Here is a 21835-nt window from a genome sequence, read left to right as displayed (position 1 = left end):
GGTCCGCACGCGGCGTTCAGTCGACCCGCCGCGTACGGACCGGGGCCGCGGCGTTCCCGGCGGCCAGCGGCGAACGCGCCAGTTCCACGCAGCCCGCCGCGATCAGGCCTAGCGCCAGCAGCTCCGGCAGCAGCCACCAGCCGGTGCGCAGCTCCTCGCCGAACAGGGCCACCCCGTACAGGATGCTGATCAGGGCGTCCCCCAGAGTCAGACAGGGCTGGACCGCGACCAGCGTCCCCGCCTGCAGCGCGTTCTGCAGGAGGAACAGTGCCCCGACGCCTGCCACGGCGGTGGCGTAGAGCTGCCAGGACGTGAAGAGGGCCGCCACCCCGCCGCCGCCGTCGAGCCGTGCCATGGCGTCCTTCATCAGGGCCGCGGTGAGTGCGTACGCACAGGCCGCGGCCAGGCCCAGCAGCGCCGCCCGGGCATTGCCGCGGGTGGCCAGGGCGCCCGCGATCAGGGCCGCCTCGAACAGGGCCGTCAGGATCAGCGCCGGCACCCACGCCAGTCCCCGCACCGTGGCGCTGCCGCCGGCCGGAGCGGCCGACGCCATGCCGAGGGCCAGGCCGCACGTCACGGCGGCCACCCCGAACCACACCGGCCGGGGCACCCGCACCCGCATCACGAAGCCCGCCATCAGAAGCGTCGCCGGCAGTTCGATCACGAAGATCGGCTGCACGACGGCGATGGGGCCGGTGGCCAGTGCCACGGCCTGGCAGACGGCCGCGACGATCACCAGGCCGATCCCGGCCAGCCACACCTTCTGGCGCAGCAGATGACCGATGAGCGACAGCCGCATCGCGTCGCTATCGGGGGCGGTGAGGGCGGCGCGGCGCTGGAGGACGGAGGCCGCGCCGTTGCTGAGCGCGGTCAGGACGGCGAACAGGACGCTGATCACCGGTCCATGATGGGGGTGGTGCGGCGCGCAGCCCGGGATCCCGCCGGGCAGCGGCATGGCGGGGGCATGCCGGCCGGGGATGTCACGCCATCAGGACCGGAACTGACCGCATGGCCGCGTAGCGTGCCGTTCATGCCCGTGAAGAAGAAGCCCTCCGCCGCCGCCCCGGCCACCGTGCTCACGCCGCGGGCACTGGGGCGCGCGACGCTGGAACGCCAACTCCTGCTCCGTCGTACGGCGATGAGCGCGAAGGACGCGGTCCGCCATCTCGTCGGACTCCAGGCGCAGAACACCAAACCGCCCTACTACCAGCTGTTCGCCCGGCTGGAGGGTTTCCAACCGGCCGAGCTGGCGGGGCTGATGGAGTCGCGAGACGTCCTGCGCATCGTCACCCTGCGCTCCACCATCCACACCCATACCGCCGACGACGCCCTGACCCTGCGTCCCCTCGTCCAGGAGGCCCGCGACCGGGAGCTGAGGATCTTCCGCAAGGGGCTCGTGGGTGTGGACCTGGACCGGTTGCAGGACCTCAGCAGGGCGTACGTGGAAGAGGCGCCCCGCACCCCGAAGGAGATCCGCGCGCATCTCCTCGCCGAGTGGCCCGATGCCGACCCGCAGGCGCTGAGCACGGCCGCCCGCTGTCTGCTGCCGCTCGTCCAGGTCACCCCGCGCGGGGTATGGGGGAAGAGCGGCCAGGTCGCGCTGACCACGGCGGAGCACTGGCTCGGCAGGCCCTCCGCACCGGTCCCCGCGCCCGACGCCACCGTGCTGCGCTACCTCGCCGCCTTCGGACCCGCCTCGGTCAGGGACATGCAGTCGTGGGCCGGGCTGACCCGGCTGCGCGAGGCCTTCGAACGGCTCCGCCCGCAGCTGGTCACCTTCCGGGACGAGAACGGCGTCGAACTCTTCGACCTCCCGGACGCCCCGCGCCCCGACGAGGACACCCCCGCCCCGCCGCGCTTCCTGCCCGAATTCGACAACGTCCTGCTCGGCCACGCGGACCGGACCCGCGTGATCCCGCCACGGTTCAAGGGGCGCAACGGGGTGGGGAACCAGGCGTACGGCAGCGTGCTGGTCGACGGATTCCTCACGGCGATCTGGCGACTCGAGCCCGGCGGGGCCGGCGCGCCGACGACGGTGACCGTGCAGGAGCTGCGCCCGTTCACCGCGACCGAGCGGGACGAGGTCACCGACGAGGCCGTGGCCCTGCTCTCCGTGATGACGACGGCGATGACGGACGGCAGGGGGCACGACGTCCGCTTCGCCCCGTTCATCGACTTCGACAACAACTGATGTTCCGAGACGGCGGGTGAGTCCGCGGGCTACGGCAGCAGCCCCGCCCGCCGGGCCGCGACGACCGCCTCCAGCCGGGTGTGCGCGCCCAGCTTCCGCATCGCGGAGCGCAGATAGCCCTTCACCGTCTCCGGCCGCAGCCCGAGCCGGCCCGCCGCCGCCGCGTTCGTGGCGCCCGCAGCGACACAGGCGAGGACGTCCACCTCGCGCGGCGCCAGCTGGAACCCGCGCGCCCTCGGCACCCGGGCACCCGCCGCGGCGGCCAGCCGCCCGCACACCACGAGCAACTCGTCGCGCAGCGCCGGGTCGACGACCTTCGGCGCGAGGGCGCGCAGCTCACGGTGCGCCTCCCGGACGTCCTCCCACGCCCCGGGTGCGGCCAAGGGGTCGGTGACCTCCTCCCGGGTCACGGCGAGCAGCTGCTGCACCTCGTCCCGGACGGCCAGCGCCTGCTCCACGTCACGGGCCGCCGCCACCGCGGCGTCGAACGTACGGTCCCCGAGCGTGAGCGGCGCGCGCAGCGCCCCGTACAGCACCCCCCGCACCTTGCGGCGGACGACGACGGGCACGGCGACCACCGAGCGCAGGCCCTCCGCGGCCACGGCCGTGTCGTACTCATGGCTGATGTGGCGCGAGGAGGCGTAGTCGGTCACCGCGCACGGCCGCGACAGCGCGATCGCCTTCCCGCCGAGACCGCTGCCTGCCGAGATGACGAGCCCGCGCAGGGCCGTGGTCTGCGCCCCGTTCAGCTCCGCGATCCTCGCGTGGCGGGTGTCGGAGAGCAGCCCGCCGAAGGCCACGGGCAGCCCGCTCGTCCGGCGCAGCCGCAGCAGCGCCGCTTGCATCTCGACCGCATCGACCGATTCCGGCACGCTGACGCCTCTCCGCCCGGCCCCGGGGACACGGCATCCCCCACGGCACCCCCGTTCGGGGGTGGTGAGACCTGGGTCACTGTTTACATGATGTTAAGCGACCGGGCTGAGAGAGTGACCGGTCCGGTCCGCAATGAGGAGGGCACATGTCGGCATCCAGTGCGACGGAGACGTTCCGGGCCGCCCGGGACTTTCTGCTGCGGCACCGCGAGGACTACACCGCGGCCTACGAGGGCTTCCGCTGGCCCCGCAGCGACCACTTCAACTGGGCGCTCGACTGGTTCGACGTCATCGCCGAGGGCAACGACCGCACCGCCCTGCACATCGTGGAGGAGGACGGCGGGCGCACCGAGATGTCCTTCGCCAGGATGTCCGCCCGCTCCAACCAGGCCGCGAACTGGCTGCGCGCCCAGGGCGTACGGGAGGGCGACCGCATCCTCGTCATGCTCGGCAACCAGACGGAGCTCTGGGAGACCGCGCTCGCCGCGATGAAGCTGCGCGCCGTCGTCATCCCCGCGACGCCGCTGCTGGGCCCCGTCGACCTGCGCGACCGCGTCGAGCGCGGCCGGGTCCGGCACGTCCTGGTGCGGGACGCCGACACCGCCAAGTTCGACGAGGTGCCCGGCGACTACACCCGGATCTCCGTCGGCGCCGCCACCGAGGGCTGGATCTCGTACGCCGGGGCCGACGAGCAGCCGGAGACGTTCACGGCGGACCGCGAGACCGACACCGACGAACCGCTGATGCTCTACTTCACCTCCGGCACCACCGCCAGCCCCAAGCTCGTCGAGCACACCCATGTCTCCTACCCCGTGGGCCACTTGTCGACGATGTACTGGATCGGGCTCAAGCCCGGCGACGTCCACCTCAACATCTCCTCGCCCGGCTGGGCCAAGCACGCCTGGTCCAACCTCTTCGCACCGTGGAGCGCCGAGGCGACCGTCTTCATCTTCAACTACACCCGCTTCGACGCCGGCCGTCTCATGGCAGAGATGGACCGCTCGGGCGTCACCAGCTTCTGCGCCCCGCCCACCGTCTGGCGCATGCTCATCCAGGCCGACCTCTCCCAGCTGAAGACCCCGCCGCGCGAGGTCGTCGCGGCGGGCGAACCGCTGAACCCGGAGGTCATCGAGACGGTCCGGCGGGCGTGGGGCGTCACCATCCGGGACGGTTTCGGCCAGACGGAGACCGCCGTGCAGGTCGCCAACACCCCCGGACAGGTCCTGAAGGCCGGTTCGATGGGCCGCCCCAGCCCGGGCTTCAAGGTCGTCCTCCTCGACCCGGTCAGCGGCGAGCCCGGCGCCGTCGAGGGCGAGATCTCCCTCGACCTGTCCAGCCACCCGGTCGGCCTGATGACCGGATACCACGGCGATCCCGACCGCACCGCCGAGGCGATGGCGGGCGGCTACTACCGCACGGGCGACATCGGCACCCGCGACGCCGACGGCTACATCACGTACGTCGGGCGCGCCGACGACGTATTCAAGTCCTCCGACTACAAGATCTCCCCGTTCGAGCTGGAGAGTGCCCTGCTGGAGCACGAGGCCGTCGCCGAGGCCGCCGTCGTACCGGCCCCCGATCCGGTGCGGCTCTCCGTCCCGAAGGCGTACATCGTGCTCGCCGAGGGCTGGGAGCCCGGACCCGACACCGCCAAGGTGCTGTTCGCCCACTCCCGGGCCGTGCTCGCCCCGTACAAGCGGGTCCGCCGGCTGGAGTTCGCCGAGCTGCCCAAGACCGTCTCGGGGAAGATCCGCCGCATCGAGCTGCGCGAGCGGACCGCCCTGGGCACCGGCACGGAGTACAGCGAGGGGGACCTGACATGACCGAGCCGTCCTACGCCCACGGCACCGGCACCACCGCCTTGCTCGGCGACACCATCGGCCGCAACCTCGACCGGGCGATCGAGGCGTTCCCGGACCGCGAGGCGCTCGTCGACGTACCGTCCGGCCGGCGCTGGACGTACGCCGAGTTCGGTGCGGCCGTCGGTGAACTGGCGCGGGCGCTGATGGCCTCGGGCGTGGCGCAGGGGGACCGGGTCGGCATCTGGGCGGTCAACTGCCCGGAGTGGGTGCTCGTCCAGTACGCGACCGCGCGCATCGGCGCCGTCATGGTCAACATCAACCCCGCCTACCGCGCGCACGAGCTGGAGTACGTGCTGAAGCAGGCGGGGATCTCCCTGCTGGTCGCCTCGCTCGCCCACCGCACCAGCGACTACCGGGCCCTGGTCGACGAGGTCCGGGCGGACTGCCCCGCCCTGCGCGCCGTGCACTACATCGGCGACCGCTCCTGGGACGAACTGCTCATCGCCGCCGCATCCGTGTCCGCGGAAGAACTCGCCGTACGCGAGGCCGGGCTGTCCTGCGACGACCCGATCAACATCCAGTACACCTCCGGCACCACCGGCTTCCCCAAGGGAGCCACCCTCTCCCACCACAATATCCTCAACAATGGCTATTTCGTGGGGGAGTCGGTCGCCTACACCGAACAGGACCGCGTCTGTCTGCCGGTGCCGTTCTACCACTGCTTCGGCATGGTCATGGGGAACCTCGGCGCCACCTCGCACGGCGCCTGCATCGTGATCCCGGCCGAAGCGTTCGAGCCCGCCGCCGTCCTCGCCGCCGTCCAGCAGGAGCGCTGCACCTCGCTGTACGGCGTGCCCACCATGTTCATCGCGGAGCTGAACCTCCCCGGCTTCGCCTCGTACGACCTCTCCTCGCTGCGCACGGGCATCATGGCCGGTTCACCCTGCCCGGTCGAGGTGATGAAGCGGGTCGTCGCCGAGATGCACATGGACGAGGTCTCCATCTGTTACGGCATGACGGAGACCTCCCCCGTCTCCACCCAGACCCGCCGCGACGACGACCTGGAGCGCCGCACCGGCACGGTCGGCCGCGTGCTGCCGCACATCGAGGTCAAGGTCGTCGACCCGGCGACGGGCGTCACGCTGGAGCGCGGCGCGTCGGGCGAACTCCGCACCCGCGGCTACAGCGTGATGCTCGGCTACTGGGAACAGCCCGAGCGGACCGCCGAGGTGATCGACGCGGGGCGCTGGATGCACACCGGGGACCTCGCGGTGATGCGCGAGGACGGTTACGTGCAGATCGTCGGCCGGATCAAGGACATGATCATCCGGGGTGGAGAGAACGTCTACCCGCGCGAGATCGAGGAGTTCCTCTACCGGCACCCGAAGGTCGCCGATGTGCAGGTGGTGGGCGTGCCGGACAAGCGGTACGGCGAGGAGATCCTGGCCTGCGTCATCCCCGCGGACCCGGCCGACCCGCCCACCCTGGAGGACGTCAGGACCTTCTGCCACGAGCAGCTGGCCCACTACAAGATCCCGCGGCTGCTCCAGATCATGGAAGCCTTCCCGATGACGGTCAGCGGGAAGGTCCGGAAGATCGAACTACGGGAGAACTACGGCCGGTAGACGGCTCCGTAGGCGGCTCGCCAGGCGGCAGGTCCGGTGCGCGGCAGGCGGACGGCGGCGGTTCGGCTTTGGGGCGCTGTCAGGCGGCTTCGATGATGTCGCCGGCGGCGCCCTGGGTCGCGGCCGCCCACTCGATCAGGAGTACCTCGTAGGCCGCGGACTCCACGGGGGACCAGTCCTGGCCGGCGCGCGCGTCCACGAGCGCACGGATCGCCTCGTTCGCCTCGACGGCGGCGGGGTGGGCCGGCTGTGCGGGGGTGGTGCTGTGCGACGGCGTCGCGGGTATCGCGGGCGATACCGGTGTCACGCAAGACGCGGACGTCACGGGCCCCACAGGTGTCGCGGGTGTCGAGGGTGGAGAAAGCCGTGGAGTTAAGACCATGCGCCCCACTCTAGGGCCCGCCACTGACAACGGACCGAACATCTGTGGCCCCTGGCTCGAACGTGACCGAAAGCACTCACTGTGGCCGGACGGATTCTGTGAGGTACGGCACGTCGCGCCGCATGCAGACCCGCGGCCAGTGGTCGAGGCCGTGTTCCGCCTCCTCGGCGCGAATCTTGCGCAGTCCGTCGGTGAGGCCGGATTCCGTCAGTACGCGGAAGCCGAGCCGGGTGTAGTACGGCGCGTTCCACGGGACATGGGAGAAGGTCGTCAGGGTCAGCGCGTGCAGGCTCTCGCGGGTGCCCCAGGCCGCGGCATGGTCGATGAGTGCGCTGCCCAGACCGCGCCGGGCGGCCGAGGGATGGACGGAGACCTGCTCGATGTGGGCGGCGCCGTCGACCGGGTCGGCGATCAGATAGGCGAGGGGCCGGTCGTCCGGGCCGGTGCTCACCCAGGCGCGGCCGGCCGCCCGGTAGCCGTCCAGCAGTTCCAGGGGCGGCGGATCGTCATCGGCCACGCGGGACATGCCGAGGGAGCGGAAGGGTTCGCCTGCGGCGCGCTCGATGTCCTGGAGGAGCGGGAGATCCGAGCGGCGGGCGGGACGGATGCGCATGCTTCAGTATGGCGCGGACGCCTGCCGGGCCGACTGCCTCCTGCCGGGATCAGGCGCCGGTGCTGAGGAGTTCGTCCGCCGGGCTGTTCACCGGCTGCGGAGTCCCCGTGAGGTCCATGACGAACAGCGGGATGCCGAGCCCGTCCGCCCGCTCCCGGGCGTCCGGCGCGTATCCGGCGAGGGAGAAGAACACGCTCGAGGCCGAGGCGCTGAGCGCGTTGAGCCAGAGGCATTCGATGTCCCGCAGGGTGGCCGGCCGGGTGGTGGAGTCGACCTGCGCGACCAGGCCGGCCGCCCGCAGGTCGATCCGGGAGGCCGGGCGTTCGGCGGCTTGTACGACGTCGCGGTAGCCCAGCCACTTCAGGTACAGCGCGGCGGAGGCGACCGCGTCGCGCGCGGTACGGATCGTCAGCGGCCGGAACGCGGGCCGCGGGGCCGCGGCCGTACGTGGCAGCGGGATGTGCGCCGGCCGTGCGTGCCGGGAGGCCGGTCCGGGGGCCGCGACCGGGCGGACCGGGATCCGCAGCAACGCGCCGCACGGGCAGCACAGTTCCGGCTGCGGCCACTGGTCGTGCCGGCCGCAGCCGCGGCAGCGCACGGTCACCCAGTCGTCGTTCCAGGTGCGGTGGGTGATCGGCGTGACGGGGGCGCCGCGCAGCAGGGGCGGGACGGTCGGTGCGCCGCACGGGCACTGGTAGACGGGCGTCACGTACGCGTGGTCGCGGCGGCAGGCCGGGCACCGTACCGGCACTGATTCCACCTCGCCACTCCTCACGGCAGACGACCGTGCGGCCGGCGCCCGGATTCCGGGCCGGCTCCGCTCCGTACCTCCATGCTCCACCAAGAGCGAGGCCGCCGGGAGGGACTTGAGGCACTTCGCGGCGCCGGCCCGCCTTCGCGGCCTCGCCGGCTGCCTCCCTTGACGCCTGTCCGGACGCACCTTAGATTTGCTTCCGTATAGCAGAATCAAACTTCCGTAATGCGGAATTGGCGCTCTCAGGTGGCGCGACAGAGCCCGACTCCACCCAGGTCCGAGCAGGAGCACTCAATGCCTCGAATGACCGCTGCCCGAGCGGCAGTTGAGATCCTCAAGCGCGAAGGCGTCAGCAACGCGTTCGGTGTGCCGGGCGCGGCGATCAACCCCTTCTACGCGGCCCTCAAGGCCTCCGGCGGGGTTCATCACACGCTGGCCCGCCACGTCGAGGGCGCCTCCCACATGGCGGAGGGCTACACCCGGGCCCGCCCGGGGAACATCGGCGTCTGCATCGGTACGTCGGGACCGGCCGGCACCGACATGATCACCGGCCTCTACTCCGCCATCGCGGACTCGATCCCGATCCTGTGCATCACCGGCCAGGCGCCGACCGCGGTGCTCCACAAGGAGGACTTCCAGGCCGTCGACATCGCGTCGATCGCGAAGCCGGTCACGAAGGCGGCCACCACCGTCCTGGAGGCCGCGCAGGTCCCGGGTGTCTTCCAGCAGGCCTTCCACCTGATGCGCACGGGCCGGCCGGGCCCGGTCCTCATCGACCTCCCGATCGATGTGCAGCTGACCGAGATCGAGTTCGACCCCGATCTGTACGAGCCGCTGCCGGTGCACAAGCCGGCCGCGACCCGCAAGCAGATCGAGCGCGCGGTGGAGATGCTGAACGCCTCCGAGCGGCCGCTCCTCGTCGCGGGCGGCGGCATCATCAACGCCGACGCCTGCGAACTCCTCGTGGAATTCGCCGAGCTGACCGGCGTCCCGGTCGTCCCGACCCTGATGGGCTGGGGCATCATCGCCGACGACCACGCGCTGAACGCGGGCATGGTCGGCCTCCAGACCTCGCACCGCTACGGCAACGCGAACTTCCTGGAGTCCGACTTCGTCCTCGGCATCGGCAACCGCTGGGCCAACCGCCACACCGGCAAGCTGGACGTCTACACCAAGGGCCGCACGTTCGTCCACGTCGACATCGAGCCCACCCAGCTGGGCAAGATCTTCGCCCCCGACCTCGGCATCGCCTCCGACGCCAAGGCCGCGCTGGAGCTGTTCGTCGAGGTGGCGCGCGAGCTGAAGGCGGCCGGCCGGCTCAAGGACCGTACGCAGTGGGCCGCCTCCACGCAGGAGCGCAAGGCGACCCTTCAGCGGCGCACGCACTTCGACAACGTGCCGCTGAAGCCGCAGCGCGTGTACGAGGAGATGAACCGGGCGTTCGGCCCGGAGACCCGGTACGTCACCACGATCGGCCTCTCCCAGATCGCCGGCGCGCAGATGCTGCACGTCTACCGGCCGCGCCACTGGATCAACTGCGGCCAGGCGGGCCCGCTCGGCTGGACCATCCCGGCGGCGCTCGGCGTCGCGACGGCCGACCCCGAGGGCTCCGTCGTCGCGCTCTCCGGCGACTACGACTTCCAGTTCATGCTGGAGGAGCTCGCGGTCGGCGCGCAGCACCGCATCCCGTACGTGCACGTCCTGGTGAACAACTCCTACCTGGGGCTGATCCGTCAGGCGCAGCGGGGCTTCGACATCGACTTCCAGGTCAACCTGGAGTTCGAGAACCTCAACTCCCCGGAGCTGGGCGTCTACGGCGTGGACCACGTGAAGGTCGTCGAGGGCCTGGGCTGCAAGGCGATCCGGGTCACCGAGCCGGACCAGCTGCTGCCGGCCTTCGAGGAGGCGAAGAAGCTGGCGGCGGAGTTCCGGGTGCCGGTGGTCGTGGAGGCGATCCTGGAGCGGGTCACGAACATCGCGATGAGCGGTACGGATATCGCCTCGGTGAACGAGTTCGAGGACGTGGCGTCGGAGCCGGGCCATGCGCCGACGGCGATCCGCCCGCTGACGACGGCCTGACCGCGTACGGCCCTGAGGCCCCCGTCTTCCCGTTGAACGGGAGGCGGGGGCCGCGTCATTGTGTCCTCGATCGCCGGACGGGCGGAAGAGATGTCCTCGATCGCCGGACGGGCTCTATTTTGCCGGACGCCTGTAGCGCAAACCGAGCCATCCGGCAGCGCGAACCCGCCCGTCCGGCTGTGCAACCCAGCCCGTCCGGCGTTTGAGGACGGAACCGGTCACCCAGTGGGGCGCCGCGCACGCGAAAGGGCGTGGAGCACGGGACCGTAATCCGTGCTCCACGCCCTGGCGAAAGGGAATGACAGGGGCCGCGGCGGGGTGCGAGTGGGCGAAGGGGCCGGCCCCTTCAGGTCAAGGACCGGAACCGCCGCCCGCACCACCGCACTGGCATCGCACCACCGCCGCACCCCCGTCCTGCCCGCACCGCGCGCAACCCCTCATCCGGGTGGGCGCGACGGCGCGGGCAGGGCTTACCGAAGGCTCAGTCCTCGCGCAGGGCGCGGACGGCCTCCTCCACGCGCTTGCCGTACTCGGCATCCGCGGCGTGGAAGTGGGCGAGGTTCTTCTCGATCACGTCGTCGCGCGTGACCTGCGAGAGGCCGCCCGCGATGTTGGCGATCAGCCGGCCCTTCTCGTCGTCCGACATCAGCCGGTACAGCTCACCCGCCTGGAAGAAGTCGTCGTCCTTGGTGTGGGCGGGCGCCTCGTGCGTGCCGGTCCAGCCCTGGACGGGCAGCGGGGCGGAGTGCGCCGCGTCCGTCTGGGCGGGGCCCGCGTACGAGTTGGGCTCGTAGTTCTTGTCGTGCCGGGCGCCGTTGCGCGTGGCGTGCAGCCCGTCGCGGCCGTAGTTGTCGACGACGGCGGTGCGCGGTGCGTTCACCGGCAGGTGGGTGTGGTTGACGCCCAGCCGGTAGCGGTGCGCGTCCGCGTAGGCGAACAGCCGGCCCTGGAGCATCTTGTCCGGCGACGGACCGATACCGGGCACGAAGTTGTTCGGGGAGAAGGCGGCCTGCTCCACCTCGGCGAAGACGTTGTCCGGGTTGCGGTCCAGGACCAGCCGGCCTACCCGCTGGAGCGGGTAGTCGCCGTGCGGCCACACCTTGGTGACATCGAACGGGTTGAAACGGTAGTCCGCCGCCTCGGCGGCCGGCATGAGCTGCACGTACAGCGTCCAGGACGGGTTCATACCGCGCTCGATGGCCTGGAGCAGGTCCGTCTGGTGGGAGTTGGCGTCCTTGCCGACGAGCTCCGCGGCCTGGTCGGCCGACAGCGAGCGCACGCCCTGGTTCGTCTTGAAGTGGTACTTGACGAAGAAGGCCTCGCCCGCGGCGTTCGTCCACTGGTAGGTGTGCGAGCCGAATCCGTTCATGTGGCGGTAGGAGGCGGGGATGCCCCGGTCGCCCATCAGCCAGGTGACCTGGTGCGTGGCCTCGGGAGAGTTCGCCCAGAAGTCCCAGACGTTGTCCGGCTCCTGACGTCCCGTGAACGGGTCGCGCTTCTGCGAGTGGATGAAGTCGGGGAACTTGATCGGGTCCTTGATGAAGAAGACCGGGGTGTTGTTGCCGACGAGGTCGTAATTGCCCTCGTTCGTATAGAACTTGAGGGCGAAGCCGCGTGGGTCGCGCACCGCGTCCGCACCGCCGAGCGAGTCGGCGACGGTCGAGAACCGGATGAACGTATCGGTGCGGCGGCCCACCTCGGAGAGGAAGTCCGCGCGGGTGAAGCCGGTGACGTCGTCGGTCACCTCGAAGTAGCCGTACGCGCCGGAGCCCCGGGCGTGCACCACGCGCTCCGGGATGCGCTCCCGGTTGAAGCGGGCGAGCTTCTCCAGGAGGTGACCGTCCTGGAGGAGGATCGGGCCGCCGGCGCCGGCGGTGGCGGAGTTCTGGTTGTCGGCGACCGGGGCGCCGGACTCGGTCGTAAGCACGCGCTGCGTCATGGTGTCGGGGCGACCTTCCGTACGGGCTGCTGAACTGCGACGGCCTGGGGGCCTGGGGGCGTGTCCGCGAGCGTAAGTACGCTCCGAGCCCGACGTCAACAGTTTGTTGAAATTCGTGGTGAGGGGCGGTGCGAGAGGTGTTCCGGACGGCGCCGGCGCCTGGGCGCGACAGGACAGGTGTCAGCGCCGACGCCGTCCGGAAGTCTGTGGGGCCGGGGGAGTTCCGCACCCCGGCGAGGGTGGTGCCGGCCGGGCCCGCCAAGGGCCCGGCCGCATCGGTCAGCCCCGGACGGGCTGACCGGACAGGCGCTCGACCGAGCGCAGCAGCGCCGAGTGGTCCAGGCCGCCGTCGCCCTGCGCACGCAGCGAGGCGACGAGCTGGGCGACGACGCCGCCGACCGGCAGCGCGGCGCCGACGTTGCGGGCGGCGTCGGTGACGATGCCCATGTCCTTGTGGTGCAGGTCGATCCGGAAGCCCGGAGTGAAGTCCCGGTTCAGGAAGTTGTCCTTCTTGCGGGTCAGCACGGTCGAGCCGGCCAGTCCGCCGTTCAGGACGTCGAGCGCGGCGGCGAGGTCGACCCCGGACTTCTCCAGGAAGACGACGGCCTCGGCGCAGGCCTGGATGTTGACGGCGACGATCAGCTGGTTGGCCGCCTTCACCGTCTGGCCGGAGCCGTGCGGACCGCAGAGCACGATGGTCTTGCCGAGCGCGTCGAGCAGCGGCTTCGCGGCGTCGAAGTCGGCCTGCTCGCCGCCCACCATGATGGACAGCACGGCCTCGATGGCACCGGCCTCGCCGCCCGAGACGGGGGCGTCCAGGACCCGGACGCCCTTCTCGGCGGCGTTCTTCGCGAGATCCACGGAGGTCTGCGGGGTGATCGAGGACATGTCGATCAGCAGCGCGCCGCGCTTCGCGTTCTCCAGGATGCCCTCGGAGCCGTACGCGATCGCCTCGACCTGCGGGGAGGCGGGCACCATCGTGATGATCACGTCCGCGTCCTTGACCGCCTCGGCGATCGAGGAGGCGCCGGTGCCGCCGGCCGCGGCCAGCCGGTCGACCTTGTCCTGCTCCAGGGTGTAACCGGTGACTTCGTAACCGGCCTTGATCAGGTTCTCGGACATGGGCGAGCCCATGATGCCGAGCCCGATCCACGCAACCTTGGGGAGGTTGTTGCTCATGAGGGTGCCTTCCGATAAGCGTGTGTACAGGGAGTCAGCGGGCGGCCCGCGCGGTGGCCGGGAGCCACTCGAAGGACTCGGCGCTCGGCCGGTCGCCCGGCTTGTACTCCAGGCCGACCCAGCCGTCGTAACCGGCCTTCGTCAGCTCGTCGAGGAGCTGCTCCAGCGGGAGCGAGCCGGTGCCGGGCGCGCCGCGCCCCGGATTGTCCGCGATCTGGACGTGACCGGTCCGGTCGGCGTACGCCGCGACGACCTGGCTGAGGTCCTCGCCGTTCATCGACAGGTGGTACAGGTCCAGCAGGAACTTCGCGTTGCCGAGGCCCGTCGCCGCGTTGATCCGGTCGACGACCTCGATGCCGGCCGGTGCGCTCACCAGCGGGTAGCGCGGAGATTCCGGCTTGTTGAGGGTCTCGATCAGCAGGACGGCCCCGATCCGGTCGGCCGCGCGGGCGGCGAGGACCAGGTTCTCCAGGGCGAGTTCGTCCTGCACGGCCGGGTCGACGCCGTCGGCCCGGTTGCCGTACAGCGCGTTGAGCGCCTTGCAGCCGACCGAGGCGGCGAAGTCTGCCGCCACCTCGATGTTGGCCCGGAAGCGGTCCGACTCCGTGCCGGGCACGGAGAGCGCGCCGCGGTCGGGGCCGGGGAGCTGTCCGGCGTAGAAATTCAGCCCCACCAACTGGGTGCCCGCCTCGTCGAGCGCCTTCTTCAGCGCGTCGAGCTCGGCTTGCGGAGGGGTGGGGGTCTCGATCCACGGCCACCACAGCTCGACCGCGGTGAAGCCCGCCGCGGCGGCTGCCGCGGGTCGCTCCAGGAGCGGGAGTTCAGTGAAGAGGATCGAAAGGTTCACATCGAAGCGCTGGTCCGGGTAGCCCATGAGGGTTTCGGCGCTCCTTCCGTATTGCGGAAGTTAGTTTCTGCTTAACGGAAGATTGCCCGGAGGGTGGGGGCGGTGTCAAGGGGTGCCCGGAAATTCGGGCCGGCCATGGCAGGTCCGGACGCACGAAAGCGGGGCGGAGGCCCAACGGCCCTCCGCCCCGCCCTCGGCTTCCCTACCGGCTCACCCGGCCGGCACCGTGTCCTGGAACACCGTCCCCGCCGTGCGGTACGCGCTCACCCGGGCATTGACCTGCGCCGGTGTGAGGACCTGGTCCTTCACGTGCAGGACGTAGTCGACCTGCTGGTCGTACGAGCGAGGCGTCGTGCTCGTCTGCCCGGCCAGATCGATCAGCCATTGGTTGAAGTTGATCGACATACCCCGCTCCGGCAGGTAGGCCGCGCCGTGGGTGCCGAAGGCCTGGCCGTCGATGTAGTACGTGATCGCGTGGTCGTCGATCGTCACGACCAGGTCGTGCCAGCCCGCGTAGCTCTGCCGGGCCTCGCTGTGCGCGTTGACCGCCTCCCACGGGTCGGGGCGGTAGGTCTCCCACGAGGTCGTGTACAGGATGTTGCCGCTCTCGCCCCAGCCGCCGTTCGGCAGATACTCGAAGTCGTACTCCGCGTAGTCGTCCGCCATCGGCGCCTTGAGGTCGTTGATGGTGAAGAACGTCTGGACGAGGTGGTCGCCGTCCGGGCCCGACACGGGAGCGTCGCTGAACTTCACCCGCGCCGCGTACGTCCCGTTCCGGAACTTCATCGACTGCGTCAGGATCTCCGTCTGCTTCGTCGACTCGCCGCTGCCCGCGGTCGACGTCGCGAGGTTCATCACCGAGTTCCCGCTCTGGTTGGCGAACGTGACGTTCTCGGGCGCCCATGTGGCGCCCGGAACGCCGGGACCGCCGGAGTTCGAGCGGACGCTCCAGCCGTGCGCGGCGATCCGCGGGTCCGTGTGACCGGTGTAGTTGAAGTCGTCGAAGAGAGCCGGCGCGCCCTCCGGCGGATCGGTCGGGTCCGTGGGGTCGGTGGGATCGGTCGGGTCGTTGCCCCCGGGCGCCTCGCCCCAGACCGTGGTGCCGGAGAGCTGCGCGGTCACCTTCGACCAGTCGCCGTACGCCGTCCGGCCGGCGTCGAAGGAGTAGTCGTCGCTCTGCAGCAGGGGCTGCCAGTTCGAACGGTAGAACCGCAGCTGCATGTCGCCCGTGTCGGTGCCGGCGGCGAGCGATCCCGCGCCCGATGTGAAGCCGATCTCCAGATAGCGGTCGGCGGTGGCGGTCGGGGAGGCGAGCGCGCCGAACGTCCCGGTGATGTTCGCGCAGCCCTTCACCGCCCAGGAGCAGGCGAACCGGTAGGTGTCGCCCGCCGTGTCCCCCTTGAAGTAGTAGCGGACCTTGACGTTGCTGAGCTGTACGGAACCGCTTCCGGTGTTGCGCACCTTCAGCCAGGGTTCGCTCTGGTCGGCCGTGACCCCGGACGCGCTGGTGCGGTACTGCACGGCGAGCGGCCCGCCGGCGGCGCTCGCCGGCGACGGGACGGCAGCCAGGGCGGTGCAGCCCAGTGCCAGGGTGGCGGCGGCCGCCGCCGCCGTGCGGATCCGGGTTTTCGCGAGTGACTTCATGAAACCTGTTCCTCTCCGGAACGGTCGTGGGGGAGTGGTTCTTGCGGAGGTGGCGCTGTTCCTGGAGGCCTATCGAGGCGGGGAAGCGGTCTGGAGCGACCGCGGGTTCAAGGGGCGGTAGCGCACGCCCAGGGCGTCGAGCCGTGCCGTGTGCCGGTCCAGCCGGGACAGGAAGCCGGGCCAGTCGCTGCGACCGCCCGCCCAGGCGCGGTCCGCGAGGGCGCACAGCCGCGGGTAGGTCAGGTACTCGATCTGCTCCGGCGTGCTCGCGTACTCCGTCCACAACTGGGCCTGGGTGCCCAGCACCCGGTCCGCGTCCGCCGCCTCCCAGCCCTCCGGCACCGGCCGGTTGCCGTGGACGGCCCGCAGGCCGACGGGCGGTCCCGGCTGCGCGGCCGGCTCGCCCGGGTCCGCGGACTGGGCGTAGTCGAGGTACGTGGTCCGGTGGTGCGCGGTGACCACCTGATGGCCGCGGCGGGCGGCGGCCAGGGCGTGGGCCGGGTCGCGCCACGTCATCACCGTGAAGTCGAGGGGGAGTTCGGTGCCGGTCTCGGCCCAGCCGACCGGGCGCCTGCCGTGCTCGGCCAGGAAGGACCCGATCCGGCCCATGAACCAGCCGTGCAGCGCCCGGGCGTCGGGCAGCCCCTCGGCGGCGGCCCGCGCCAGCGCCGCCGGGCTCGTCTCCCACTCGGTGGTCGGGCACTCCTCGCCGCCGATGTGGATGTACGGCGAGGGGAAGACGTCCATGACCTCCTCCAGCACGGTCCGGCAGAAGTCGAAGACCTCCTCGTGGACGCCGAACACCGTGTCGCAGACGCCCCAGCGGGTCCACACGTCCAGCCGCCTCGACGGATCGTTGCCCAGCTCGGGCTGGGCAGCCAGCGCCGCGCGCACATGGCCCGGCATCTCGATCTCGGGCACCACGCGCACCCCGCGCGCCGCCGCGTAACGGACCAGGTCCCGCAGCTCCTGCCGGGTGTACGCCCCCGAGTGGGGAATCCCGTCGTAGCTCTCGTCGCCGCGTCCCGGCGGGCCGGACATCGACTGCCGGCGGTGGCCGCCGATGCCGGTCAGCCGCGGGTAGGCGGGGACGGGCATCCGCCACCCCTGGTCGTCCGTGAGGTGGAGATGCAGGGTGTTGAGCTTGTGCAGCGCCATCAGGTCCACGTACCGGCGCAGGTAGGACACCGGCTGGAAGTGCCGGGCGACATCGAGCATCGACCCGCGCCACGGGTACGCGGGCACATCGCTGATCTCGACACAGGGAAGCACCCATGGCGCTTCCCCCCGCGCCGCGCCCGACAGGGCCTCGGCGGGCAGCAGCTGACGGATCGTCTGGACGCCGCAGAGCAGGCCCGGCAGTCGCGCGGCCCGCAGCAGCAGGGAGTCGGGGCCGATGGTGAGCCCGTACCCCTCCTCGCCGAGTCCGCCCAGCTGCGGATCGAGTGCCAGCACGATGCGGCCGGTGGCGGAGGGCGCCAGGGGCAGGCCGGTGGCCGGGGCGAGGAGGGTGCGCAGCAGGTCGGCGGCGCCCTCCGCGCCGGGGTAGGCCCGCACGCGGGTGTCCTGGTCGAGGGTGAAGCGGCCGGGGCGGGCCGAGACCTTGCGGGGGCGGGGTACGAGGGACTGTTCAGGGCGTGACGAGGGCATGGAAGGCCTCCGGATTCGGATCTCGGGCCTCAGCCCTTGACGGCGCCGGCCGCGAAGCCGGAGGTGACATGGCGCTGGAGCAGCAGGAAGACGGCCAGCGCGGGCAGGGCGAAGAGCGTGGAGGCGGCCATGGTGGCGCCCCAGTCGGTGCCGAAGGTGTTCTGGAACGACGACAGCCAGACCGGCAGTGTGCGGCTGTCCTGGTGCTTGATGATCAGGAAGTTGGCGTACGCGAACTCGTTCCACGCCGTGATGAAGCCGAACAGCGAGGTCGCCATCAGCCCCGGTGCGAGCAGCGGCAGCGCCACCCTCCGGAACGCGCCGGTCCGGGTGCACCCGTCGACCTGTGCGGCCTCCTCCAGCTCCGGTGGAATGGTGGCGATGAAGCCGCGCAGCACCACGATCGAGAACGGCAGCGTGACCATGAAGTAGACGAGCGTGAGGGTCGGCAGCCGGTCGAGCATGTCCGTGTCGCGGGAGATGATGTAGATGGGGATGATCAGCGACTCCCAGGGCGCCATCTGCGCGATGAAGACCATGAGCATGAACTGCCGGCGCCCCTTCCAGCGCATCCGGGCCACCGCGTACGCCGAGCCGATGGCGACGAGCAGGGCCAGCAGGATCGCGCTGAGCGTCACCAGGATGCTGTTGCGCCAGAACAGTTCGAACCCGTCGGCCTGCACGGCGGTGCGGAAGTGGTCGAGCGTCCAGGTGTGCGGGAAGAGCTTCGGATCGGCGGACTGGATGTCCTTCGACGGTTTGAACGCGGTCGAGATCATCCAGTAGACGGGGAACAGACAGACCAGGACGGTCAGTACGGCGGCGGCGTTCAGCGGGAGCCGCCGGACCCTCGGGCGCAGCAGGGTCATCAGGACTCGTCCTCCTGTCGGAGCATCTGGCGGAAGTACAGGACGAGCACGCCGGACATCAGGACCACAGTGATCATCGAGGCGGCCGAGCCCAGGTCGTAGCGCTGCCCCGCGAGTGCCGTCTGCACCGCGTACACGGGCAGGATCGTGGTGGCGTCGCCGGGACCCCCGCGGGTCATCACCCAGATCTGGACGAACGCCTTGAACGTCCAGATCACTTCGAGCGAGAAGACCAGCAGGAAGATCGGCCGGAGCATCGGGAAGGTGACCGAGCGGAAGATCCGGGAGGCGGACGCCCCGTCCAGCCGAGCCGACTCGTACAGCTCCGCCGGGACCGTGGTGAGCGCCGAGTAGACGGTGATCGCCGCGAACGGCACCGACTGCCAGACGATCAGCAGGACCAGGATCGAGAAGGCGGCGGTGCCGTGCGCGAACCACGGGTAGCGGTCGAAGGAGGAGAAGCCCGCCTCGGTCAGCAGCCGGTTGACGATGCCGAACTCGGAGTGGAACAGCCACTGGAAGACCGTGGTCGCCGCCACCACGGGCATCGCCCACGCCAGCACGAGGGAGCTGAGCACCACGGTCCGGCCGAACCGGCCCAGCCGCTCGGTCATCAGCGCGACCAGGGTCGCGATCACCATGATCAGGACCACGTTGACCGCCATGAACAGGAAGGTGCGCCGCACCACCTCCCAGAACCTCGGGTCGGACAGCAGCGTCCGGTAGTTGCGCAGTCCGACGAACTCCGCGTCGCCCATGATCAGCTGGCGCAGCCGGAAGTCCTGGAGCGAGATCAGCACGGCCCGCAGCAGCGGGTACAGCAGCAGATACAGCATGCCGCCGACGGCGGGTGCGATCAGGGCGTACGGCCACAGGCCGCGCGGCTCCCCGGACCGCCGCCGGCGCGGCGGTCCTGCCGTGCCGGTCGCCGGGCGGCGCAGGTCGCTGGGTACGGTCCGTTCCCGGATGACCGACACGGCGCGCCTCCTCTCGGTGTTCTGGTGGACGGTCGGGAAGGGATCAGGAAGCGGTGTTCATGGCCCGGGTGATGTCGGCGGAGGCCTTGGCGGCCTCCTTCGCGGGGTCGGCGCCGGTCAGGACGGCGGCCATGTAGTCCTTGATCGGGTTCTCCGCCTCGACGGCCGCCCAGCCGGGCGTGTTGGGCGTCGCGTGCCCGTTCGCCGCGCCGACCGCCATCGCGGCCGCCCCGGGATCACCCGCCACCGCCGAGGCGAGCGTCGTCCGGTTCGGTACGTAGCTCATGGCCACGGCCAGCTTCTTCTGCCAGGCGTCACCGGTGAGCTCCTTGACGAAGGTCAGCGCCGCGTCCTGATGCCCGGACGCCGTCGGGATCACCAGGTCGGAGCCCCCGGTGAAGACGGCGCCCGGGGTGTCCGCGCTCTTGCCCGGGATCGGGAAGAAGCCGAGCTTCCCCTTCAGCTCCGGGTTCTTCTCCATGACTACGTTGGCGCCGCCCGGGGTGGAGATCACCTGGGCCACCTTCCCCTGGGCCATCACATCGGCCTGCGGCGGTGAGTCCTCGTCCGAGTCCTTCGGCCCCTTGCCGAGCGCCTGGAGCTGCTCGTAGAACTCCATCCCGCGCAGCGCCTCGGGGGTGTCCAGCGCGCCCTTCCACTTCCCGCCGGACTCGGTGGCGAGGTCGCCGCCCTCGTCCCAGACGAAGCCGGCCAGCGCGTACCACATCTGTCCGGGCAGGTAGATGCCCTGCGTGCCACCCTTGTTGAGTTTCCCGGTTGCCTCGATCCACTGCTCGCGCGTCTTGATCGCGGACGCGTCGACCCCCGCCTTCTCGAACAGATCGGTGCGGTAGACCACGACCCGGTTGGCCGCGTAGTACGGGATGCCGTACTGCTTGCCCTCGTACGCCCCGGGCTCGGCGAGTCCCTTGAGCCAGTCCTTGCCGCCCAGCTCGTCGACCTTGTCGCTGAGGTCGAGCAGCCCGCCGCTCTGGGCGAACTGCGCGACCTGGGTGTTGCCGCTCTCGATCACGTCCGGGGCGTCGTTGCTGGCGAGCGCGGCGGTGATCTTCTCGCCGATGCCGTCCCACTCCTGGATCTGGACCCGGACCTTGATCGTGGGGTGGGCGGCCTCGAAGCCCTTCACGAACTCCTTCTGGAACTGTGCGGAGACGCTGTCGCGCATCAGCCACACGTCGATGTCCCTCTGCCCGCCACCGGACTTCCCGGGAGAGTCGGACGACGAGCTGCAGGCACTGAGAACGGCGGCCATCACGAGCGCGGACCCACCGGCAAGCAAGCGGTACTTCACGGTTCACCTCTGGGAGACAGGACCTGACCACCTGACCAGTGAAGCCCACTGGGCAGCTCACCTCTTGATGGTGGATGAAGGTGGCATAGACCAATGAGACCGTCAACCCCCTTGGTGCGTAACGATTTTTCTTGATCTCGCGTAGAAGTGAGCCGAGATGATTTGCCGGAGACCGGTTACACTTCCTTTGACCAGTAGCCGAGTCGGCCCCACTGGTTGCTCAACTGGTAAGTGAGGCACGGGTCAGGAGGGGGCAGCGCATGGACGCCGACGCATCGGGGACGGTGCTCAAACGGGAACGGGCCCGCGACGCCGTACTGGAGCTGATCGAGTCGCGCCACCCGGGAGACGCCATCCCGTCGGAGCGCAGTCTCTGTGCCACGCTCGGCGTCTCCCGGCCCACCCTGCGCGCCGCGATCGACGAGCTGGTGGCCGCCGGGCTGCTGGTGCGCGAGCACGGCCGGGGGATGTTCGTCGCACCCGAGAAGATCACCCAGGAGCTGGTCTCGGCCGACCTCGCCCTGTCGGTCCCGCAGGCGGCGGGGACCTGGTCGAGCCGGCTGCTGGAGTTCACCACCCTTCAGGCAGGCGCCCGGGTCGGCCGCAAGCTGCGGATGTCGCCCGCGGCGGAGATCGTGTACGTCGCCCGGCTGCGGCTGGTCGACGGCGCCCCGATGGCGATCGAGCACCTGCACATCAGGGCGGAGCTGGTCCCGGGCCTGTCGGCCCAGGAGCTGGAGAGCGGCGACCTGTACGAGCACCTGCGCGAGCGCCACGACGTGCACGTCCACGAAGCGGTCCAGGCCATCGAGCCCACCGTGGTCACCCGGGCCGAGGCCCGGCTCCTGGACGTGCCGGAGCTCTCCCCGGCCCTCCTCTTCGAGCGGCTGACCTCGGACACCACCGGCTGCCCCGTCGAGTACGTGCACTCGATCTACCGCGGCGACCGCTACCGGATCGTCTCCCGCCTGGCCCTCGGCCCGGCGGCCACCGTGGAGCCCGTGGAGGGCGGACACCACCCGGGGATCCCGCCGGGGGACTTCGCCCAGGGGGACCCGATCACGTCGTCCACCCGGGGCGACATCCAGTCCGGCGACTGA

18 protein-coding genes are annotated in these 21835 nt (G+C 70.8%); 5 read left to right on the top strand and 13 right to left on the bottom strand.

Annotated elements, in window-relative coordinates:
• Positions 1-16 precede the first annotated feature (16 nt).
• Positions 17-898: a DMT family transporter gene (locus tag ABTX18_RS26885; RefSeq protein ID WP_352125327.1), complete on the bottom strand. Its 882-nt coding sequence runs from the start codon at positions 896-898 to the stop codon at positions 17-19.
• Between the two features lie 132 nt (positions 899-1030).
• Here ABTX18_RS26885 and ABTX18_RS26880 point away from each other — a divergent pair, with 132 nt between their 5' ends.
• Positions 1031-2191, top strand: a complete 1161-nt coding sequence (locus ABTX18_RS26880; RefSeq protein WP_352125326.1) for a winged helix DNA-binding domain-containing protein — start codon at positions 1031-1033, stop codon at positions 2189-2191.
• 29 nt (positions 2192-2220) lie between these two features.
• On the opposite strand, the gene ABTX18_RS26875 is transcribed toward ABTX18_RS26880, so the two are convergent.
• A complete protein-coding gene (locus ABTX18_RS26875; protein ID WP_352125325.1) occupies positions 2221-3063 on the bottom strand; it encodes a response regulator transcription factor in 843 nt (280 codons plus the stop codon).
• Positions 3064-3209: 146 nt separating this feature from the next.
• Here ABTX18_RS26875 and ABTX18_RS26870 point away from each other — a divergent pair, with 146 nt between their 5' ends.
• Together ABTX18_RS26870 and ABTX18_RS26865 are read left to right on the top strand one after the other, a co-directional pair.
• The gene (locus tag ABTX18_RS26870) at positions 3210-4886 is read left to right on the top strand and encodes an AMP-binding protein (protein ID WP_352125324.1); all 1677 of its coding nucleotides are present in this window, start codon (positions 3210-3212) and stop codon (positions 4884-4886) included.
• Positions 4883-6490, top strand: a complete 1608-nt coding sequence (locus tag ABTX18_RS26865) for an AMP-binding protein (RefSeq protein ID WP_352125323.1) — start codon at positions 4883-4885, stop codon at positions 6488-6490. Before ABTX18_RS26870 ends, ABTX18_RS26865 begins: the two co-directional genes overlap by 4 nt.
• A 79-nt stretch (positions 6491-6569) precedes the next feature.
• On the opposite strand, the gene ABTX18_RS26860 is transcribed toward ABTX18_RS26865, so the two are convergent.
• From ABTX18_RS26860 to ABTX18_RS26850, 3 genes are all read right to left on the bottom strand, one after another.
• Entirely contained in the window at positions 6570-6776 is a 207-nt protein-coding gene (locus ABTX18_RS26860) for a hypothetical protein (RefSeq protein ID WP_352125560.1), read from the bottom strand.
• 172 nt (positions 6777-6948) lie between these two features.
• Positions 6949-7485, bottom strand: coding sequence for a GNAT family N-acetyltransferase (locus ABTX18_RS26855; protein ID WP_352125322.1), 537 nt, complete (start codon positions 7483-7485; stop codon positions 6949-6951).
• A gap of 49 nt (positions 7486-7534) precedes the next feature.
• Positions 7535-8245, bottom strand: coding sequence for a hypothetical protein (locus tag ABTX18_RS26850; RefSeq protein ID WP_352125321.1), 711 nt, complete (start codon positions 8243-8245; stop codon positions 7535-7537).
• 297 nt (positions 8246-8542) lie between these two features.
• Here ABTX18_RS26850 and gcl point away from each other — a divergent pair, with 297 nt between their 5' ends.
• On the top strand, positions 8543-10318 hold the full coding sequence (gene gcl, locus ABTX18_RS26845; protein ID WP_352125320.1) for a glyoxylate carboligase: 1776 nt from the start codon (positions 8543-8545) through the stop codon (positions 10316-10318).
• Between the two features lie 481 nt (positions 10319-10799).
• Here the strand turns inward: gcl and ABTX18_RS26840 are convergent, their stop codons facing one another.
• From ABTX18_RS26840 to ABTX18_RS26805, 8 genes are all read right to left on the bottom strand, one after another.
• Positions 10800-12257: a catalase gene (locus ABTX18_RS26840; RefSeq protein WP_352125319.1), complete on the bottom strand. Its 1458-nt coding sequence runs from the start codon at positions 12255-12257 to the stop codon at positions 10800-10802.
• A gap of 279 nt (positions 12258-12536) precedes the next feature.
• The gene (locus ABTX18_RS26835) at positions 12537-13436 is read right to left on the bottom strand and encodes a 2-hydroxy-3-oxopropionate reductase (RefSeq protein ID WP_352125318.1); all 900 of its coding nucleotides are present in this window, start codon (positions 13434-13436) and stop codon (positions 12537-12539) included.
• 34 nt (positions 13437-13470) lie between these two features.
• Positions 13471-14310 carry a TIM barrel protein gene (locus ABTX18_RS26830; protein WP_352125317.1) on the bottom strand — a complete coding sequence of 280 codons (840 nt, stop codon included), beginning with the start codon at positions 14308-14310 and terminating at the stop codon, positions 13471-13473.
• Between the two features lie 183 nt (positions 14311-14493).
• Positions 14494-15927 (bottom strand): cellulose binding domain-containing protein, encoded by a 1434-nt coding sequence (locus ABTX18_RS26825; RefSeq protein WP_352125316.1) that lies wholly within the window; start codon positions 15925-15927, stop codon positions 14494-14496.
• Between the two features lie 69 nt (positions 15928-15996).
• Complete coding sequence (locus ABTX18_RS26820; protein ID WP_352125315.1) at positions 15997-17577, bottom strand: beta-N-acetylhexosaminidase; 1581 nt, start codon at positions 17575-17577, stop codon at positions 15997-15999.
• Between the two features lie 29 nt (positions 17578-17606).
• Positions 17607-18446 carry a carbohydrate ABC transporter permease gene (locus tag ABTX18_RS26815; RefSeq protein ID WP_352125314.1) on the bottom strand — a complete coding sequence of 280 codons (840 nt, stop codon included), beginning with the start codon at positions 18444-18446 and terminating at the stop codon, positions 17607-17609.
• Entirely contained in the window at positions 18446-19423 is a 978-nt protein-coding gene (locus ABTX18_RS26810; RefSeq protein ID WP_352125313.1) for a carbohydrate ABC transporter permease, read from the bottom strand. The genes ABTX18_RS26815 and ABTX18_RS26810 overlap by 1 nt, the downstream gene beginning before the upstream one ends.
• A gap of 43 nt (positions 19424-19466) precedes the next feature.
• Entirely contained in the window at positions 19467-20735 is a 1269-nt protein-coding gene (locus ABTX18_RS26805) for an extracellular solute-binding protein (protein WP_352125312.1), read from the bottom strand.
• 260 nt (positions 20736-20995) lie between these two features.
• Here ABTX18_RS26805 and ABTX18_RS26800 point away from each other — a divergent pair, with 260 nt between their 5' ends.
• On the top strand, positions 20996-21835 hold the full coding sequence (locus ABTX18_RS26800; protein ID WP_352125311.1) for a GntR family transcriptional regulator: 840 nt from the start codon (positions 20996-20998) through the stop codon (positions 21833-21835).

This window comes from Streptomyces sp. NPDC096323, from assembly GCF_040302845.1.
Taxonomy (GTDB): Bacteria; Actinomycetota; Actinomycetes; order Streptomycetales; family Streptomycetaceae; genus Streptomyces.
The sequence above is the reverse complement of the archived record's forward strand: the minus strand, read 5'-3'. Positions and strand labels throughout refer to the sequence as shown.

What these genes read in the sequence shown, in the direction of transcription:
- ABTX18_RS26815 (WP_352125314.1), bottom strand. Translation starts at nt 18,446, where the DNA reads ATGACCCTGCTGCGCCCGAGGGTCCGGCGGCTCCCGCTGAACGCCGCC.
- ABTX18_RS26820 (WP_352125315.1), bottom strand. Translation starts at nt 17,577, where the DNA reads ATGCCCTCGTCACGCCCTGAACAGTCCCTCGTACCCCGCCCCCGCAAG.
- ABTX18_RS26825 (WP_352125316.1), bottom strand. Translation starts at nt 15,927, where the DNA reads ATGAAGTCACTCGCGAAAACCCGGATCCGCACGGCGGCGGCGGCCGCC.
- ABTX18_RS26835 (WP_352125318.1), bottom strand. Translation starts at nt 13,436, where the DNA reads ATGAGCAACAACCTCCCCAAGGTTGCGTGGATCGGGCTCGGCATCATG.
- gcl (WP_352125320.1), top strand. Translation starts at nt 8,543, where the DNA reads ATGACCGCTGCCCGAGCGGCAGTTGAGATCCTCAAGCGCGAAGGCGTC.
- ABTX18_RS26840 (WP_352125319.1), bottom strand. Translation starts at nt 12,257, where the DNA reads ATGACGCAGCGCGTGCTTACGACCGAGTCCGGCGCCCCGGTCGCCGAC.
- ABTX18_RS26870 (WP_352125324.1), top strand. Translation starts at nt 3,210, where the DNA reads ATGTCGGCATCCAGTGCGACGGAGACGTTCCGGGCCGCCCGGGACTTT.
- ABTX18_RS26855 (WP_352125322.1), bottom strand. Translation starts at nt 7,485, where the DNA reads ATGCGCATCCGTCCCGCCCGCCGCTCGGATCTCCCGCTCCTCCAGGAC.
- ABTX18_RS26865 (WP_352125323.1), top strand. Translation starts at nt 4,883, where the DNA reads ATGACCGAGCCGTCCTACGCCCACGGCACCGGCACCACCGCCTTGCTC.
- ABTX18_RS26830 (WP_352125317.1), bottom strand. Translation starts at nt 14,310, where the DNA reads ATGGGCTACCCGGACCAGCGCTTCGATGTGAACCTTTCGATCCTCTTC.
- ABTX18_RS26880 (WP_352125326.1), top strand. Translation starts at nt 1,031, where the DNA reads ATGCCCGTGAAGAAGAAGCCCTCCGCCGCCGCCCCGGCCACCGTGCTC.
- ABTX18_RS26800 (WP_352125311.1), top strand. Translation starts at nt 20,996, where the DNA reads ATGGACGCCGACGCATCGGGGACGGTGCTCAAACGGGAACGGGCCCGC.